Source organism: Bacillus sp. JST-5, assembly GCF_057747715.1.
In genome coordinates this window covers 1-4121 of sequence record NZ_JBYLHW010000109.1, presented here as the reverse complement: position 1 = coordinate 4121, position 4121 = coordinate 1, and the positions used below count along the sequence as shown (strand labels likewise).

The following is a 4121-nucleotide window of genomic DNA, read 5'->3' as shown; positions in this document are numbered from 1 at the left end:
TTGCCAAGAAAAAACGAGAAATTTTGAGAATAACCTAAAATAAGATAGGATGTGTCCAAATTTAGGGGGTCAATCCGCGTTATGAAAAAACGTTCAAAAAACATTCATGATCTATACACGTTAGCTACTTTTAATCATATATCCACTACTGTATCCTTATATTAGGAGGGATTGGGCATGAACAGTAAAAAAATTATACTTTTATCTGCTATTATTGTATTCATTATCACAGTTTCAGGTATTAGCTATTTTATTTGGAGAGATCAATCATCTCAAATACCAGATGGCTTAATATTTCAAACTAGTGAAAATAATGAATATCGATTTGATCAGTCCAATAAGAAGTTAAAGTTGATTGAATTTATGTATACACATTGCCCGGATGTTTGTCCTACAACTACACAAAAAATGGTATTATTGAAAAACGATTTAATTGAATCAGGAATATATGGAAAAAAAGTCGAATTTATTTCTGTAACGATCGATCCATATAGAGATACCGTAGATGTTATGGCGGACTATGCGAAAGCATTTAATGCTCACCATGACAAACATTGGCATTTCTTAACTGGAGATTCAAAAAATACAAAAGCTTTAGCGGACACGTTTAATTTTTTATATAACGATCCAGGAAACGGTTTTTATACTCATACTACATTCACTTATTTAGTCGATGAAAATAATCAATTTGTTTCAAAATTTCCAATGGGGGAGGAATTTAATAAAGAAAAAGTTTTTCAAACGATAATGGATGAAAGTGAGGATTTAGAATGACACTTTAAAGACTAAGGATCCTTAGTCTTTTTTTAATTTTGTTTATTAGCAAACCTTCTTTCCTACTAATGAATATAATGTCAAGGAAAGGAGGAAGAAAATTGAATAAAGATTGGAAAGAAACGTTATTGGATTGTATTGTTGGGGTTATTATTATTTTAATTCCTTTATTTTTGATTTACGTTTATAAAAATTCCTCCCCTCCTACTGACGCGAAGATTTTCGACACTTCTATAGTAGAACAATATGATGAAAACTGGAATTATTTAACGTCTAAAGATATTGATTTAAATGAAAATATACGTAAGGGTTGAAACATCTAAATTGACTCAAAGATGTGAGCGCATTATATTTACCAAATTTGAATATATACCATTGATGGCCAATCCGAGAAGTCGGGTTCATTTTTTTTTGCTATTTTTTATATTCTTCACACTTTGATCTACAGAAATTATCCATTGACAACCGAATTAAAGAATCATTATAATGAAAAATGTTAACCTACTTATAATTTTGGTTAACATTTAAATCGGAGGTGTAATCTATGAATCATCAACAAAGACGTTTACGTAATATGATTATTGTCGCCTTTTTTGCTGCATTGATTGGTATTTTAGCGCAAATAACCATTCCCCTTCCCTACATTCCCATAACTGGCCAAACATTAGCGATTGGTTTAGCGGCAACGATTTTAGGATCGAAATTAGGGACACTATCAGTATTAGTATATATCTTATTAGGAATTGTCGGCATACCAGTATTTTCTCAAGCAAGTGCAGGATTAGGGGTTGTTTTCGGTCCTACGGGAGGATTCATAATAGGATTTATACCTACAGCTTATTTGACAGGATACATACTTGAAAAGAAATCATTTACATATGCTTATGCTATGTTGGCCAATACGATCGGCATGTTTATCACACTATTGTTTGGAACGATTTGGTTTAAGTTTGTCATGGATGTCACTTGGGAAGCAGCGTTTTCATCAGCGTTTTTACCGTTTATCATAGTTGGTATCATTAAAGCATTTCTTTCTTCATGGGCTGGCATCACAGTTCGGAATCGACTTTTGTCAACTAAATTCTTTTATACAAAAGCACATTCATAATCATAAGGGACTGAAAAAGTCCTTTTTATTTTGCAAAAAATGAACCAATGAACATACCAATTGCAACAGCAAATATTGATGCTACGACATTCCAAAGCATATAATTAATTTGATCTTTCATCTTTTTCGTAGTGATTAATTCATATATAAATGTAGAGAATGTACTTAATCCACCACAAAATCCAACAGTGAATATATTAAATAATAAGTGATTCATTGGAATTTGGGTAAACAATCCTAGCAAAATGGAAGCAATAATGTTAGAAATAACTGTCCCAAACGAAAAGATTTGTCCAAAAAAATAACGCAAAATTGCCCCGATACTTCCACCTATTATAATAAAAATGATGAACATCATTAGTTTCCCTCTTTCAATGACAGTTGCTGATAGATTTTCTCTCCTAATTTAATACCAAATAGACCAAAGACAATGCCGAATATGAGACTGCCAAAAAGATATAAGAATGCGATCAAAATAAAATCTTGTTCTATTAAATATAGAAATTCGTATGAAAAAGATGAAAAGGTTGTAAACGATCCAAGAAAACCAACTGAAATACCTTTAAAATATTTAGAATCTATAAAAGATGTAGAGCGAAATAAAGAAAACATTAATGACAGTAGAAAGGCTCCAATAATATTAATAAAAAAGGTTTGTATTGGAAAGATATGAATATTTTCAAAACTAACATTACTTATTAGATACCTTACGTAAGTTCCAATTGCTCCGCCAATGGCTACAAACAATACCCTCACATGTACCCCTCTTTTCTATATATCAAGAACATAAAATACAAATATAAAATTTAAATTTTCGATTGTTTAAGTATTAATACAGATAGGCATTTATGAGAAATCTTTATCTTAGGTTTTTCTTTGATTCATTTATGAAAATAAAACTATTAACAATAATATTGCCATTTGTTAGTAAATTTATCTTTTCATGATCAACTTTATAAAAAAATGATCATTCCGCTACTTATGAAAAAGCGTATGATCCTTTTAAACAATTCTATTTTACTATATTTATTTATAACCTATAATTTTTTTTAAATCCATATACTCATATGATGATTTTTTTATAAGAATTTGAATCTATGAAAAAATCTATTAAAATTTGAAAAATATGACTATTTTCCCCTTTTTTTTTCTCAAAAAATTTTATAAAATGAATATGCAATGTCAAAAAAATACCTCATCTATCATTTTTGATAAATGAGGCCCAAAAATACTGTTGGAAAAAGGGTTCACATTAATGTTGGGTAAGGTTAGTAAGTTTCAAAAGAGTATACGATGATAAAGCTTTATACCCCTCCTTTTCACCGATTCATGTTTATTAACCTTTACACTTTGAATTATATGATGAATCATTATTGAACGGCTAAATCATAATAACGCAATATAAACGTTCAATTTTTCTTTGAAAAGGAGGTTCTATTATTGCCTTCAAACAATAGATATTTATCTGGAAAAGTCCTAATTTAAAATAGGAAAACCCTGTAAAAACAGGGTTTTTTATATTTCTTCAAAATATTCTTTGTAATATCCACCAACTTTACCTGAATTGTCGATGACAAAATAAAAGTCTTCTGTTTCATTTTTGACATCATAAATCTTTCCAACGGTTAACATACGGTCTACAACATATTTTGCAGCATTCGTATGAATACATTTTACTTGTTTTATTGTCGGATTGTTTGCCCACTTTAAATGGATCATTTTATAACTCCTTCCTGCCAATTTACATATAAAAATTTTATCGACTATTTTTCAATTTTTCAACATAATGGATAATAATTTAATGAAATATTATCTCTTGACACAAAATCACATCATTCTTTGTCAATCAAGAGCTTCACATAACTTTCCTTTTTGCTTTATAAATGAGAAAACAATCGCAAATAAAGTTGCGATTGAAATTGACGTGGAACCAGTTTTTGGATTCTTGAAGGCTAATTTGCGTTTCACTCGATTTTCTGTCCTCGGAAAATCAAAGGTGGAAAACGAAATGGGTTTAGCATTAATGGCCGTGAATTTACGAAAATACACGGTCAACAAATATGAAAATATAAAAATTTAATAAAGAAAATGGTAAGAGGTGGAAATTGAACCTCTCAATTTCCACCTCTTTCCTTACTTGAAACTAGTTTTGTCCCAGCCTCTTTCCTACGATTAGTCAAGTCTAATTCGATAATTCCTGAAACTATTTTTAATTAAAATTGGGTATAATAAATAAACC

General features: G+C 29.8%; 6 protein-coding genes and 1 pseudogene. 4 read left to right on the top strand and 3 right to left on the bottom strand.

All coding sequences use genetic code 11. From position 1 onward, the window contains the following. Window positions 1–177 precede the first annotated feature (177 nt). From AC3ASS_RS13675 to AC3ASS_RS13665, 3 genes are all read left to right on the top strand, one after another. Window positions 178–774 carry an SCO family protein gene (locus AC3ASS_RS13675; protein WP_488284079.1) on the top strand — a complete coding sequence of 199 codons (597 nt, stop codon included), beginning with the start codon at window positions 178–180 and terminating at the stop codon, window positions 772–774. Between the two features lie 101 nt (window positions 775–875). Next, entirely contained in the window at window positions 876–1088 is a 213-nt protein-coding gene (locus tag AC3ASS_RS13670; RefSeq protein WP_488284078.1) for a hypothetical protein, read from the top strand. A 230-nt stretch (window positions 1089–1318) separates the two neighbouring features. After that, window positions 1319–1882 (top strand): biotin transporter BioY, encoded by a 564-nt coding sequence (locus tag AC3ASS_RS13665; RefSeq protein WP_488284077.1) that lies wholly within the window; start codon window positions 1319–1321, stop codon window positions 1880–1882. Window positions 1883–1907: 25 nt separating this feature from the next. Here AC3ASS_RS13665 and AC3ASS_RS13660 read toward each other — a convergent pair whose 3' ends face one another. The 3 genes from AC3ASS_RS13660 to AC3ASS_RS13650 form a co-directional block, all read right to left on the bottom strand. Beyond that, window positions 1908–2240, bottom strand: a complete 333-nt coding sequence (locus AC3ASS_RS13660) for a fluoride efflux transporter FluC (RefSeq protein ID WP_488284076.1) — start codon at window positions 2238–2240, stop codon at window positions 1908–1910. Next, window positions 2240–2638 carry a fluoride efflux transporter FluC gene (locus AC3ASS_RS13655; protein WP_488284075.1) on the bottom strand — a complete coding sequence of 133 codons (399 nt, stop codon included), beginning with the start codon at window positions 2636–2638 and terminating at the stop codon, window positions 2240–2242. The genes AC3ASS_RS13660 and AC3ASS_RS13655 overlap by 1 nt, the downstream gene beginning before the upstream one ends. Before the next feature lie 759 nt (window positions 2639–3397). Beyond that, window positions 3398–3601, bottom strand: coding sequence for a DUF6501 family protein (locus AC3ASS_RS13650; RefSeq protein ID WP_488284074.1), 204 nt, complete (start codon window positions 3599–3601; stop codon window positions 3398–3400). Between the two features lie 166 nt (window positions 3602–3767). Here AC3ASS_RS13650 and AC3ASS_RS13645 point away from each other — a divergent pair. Continuing rightward, a pseudogene (locus AC3ASS_RS13645) lies at window positions 3768–3962 on the top strand (transposase); the annotation flags it as partial. Between the last annotated feature and the right edge of the window lie 159 nt (window positions 3963–4121).

What these genes read in the sequence shown, in the direction of transcription:
- AC3ASS_RS13675 (WP_488284079.1), top strand. Translation starts at nt 178, where the DNA reads ATGAACAGTAAAAAAATTATACTTTTATCTGCTATTATTGTATTCATT.
- AC3ASS_RS13665 (WP_488284077.1), top strand. Translation starts at nt 1,319, where the DNA reads ATGAATCATCAACAAAGACGTTTACGTAATATGATTATTGTCGCCTTT.
- AC3ASS_RS13660 (WP_488284076.1), bottom strand. Translation starts at nt 2,240, where the DNA reads ATGATGTTCATCATTTTTATTATAATAGGTGGAAGTATCGGGGCAATT.
- AC3ASS_RS13650 (WP_488284074.1), bottom strand. Translation starts at nt 3,601, where the DNA reads ATGATCCATTTAAAGTGGGCAAACAATCCGACAATAAAACAAGTAAAA.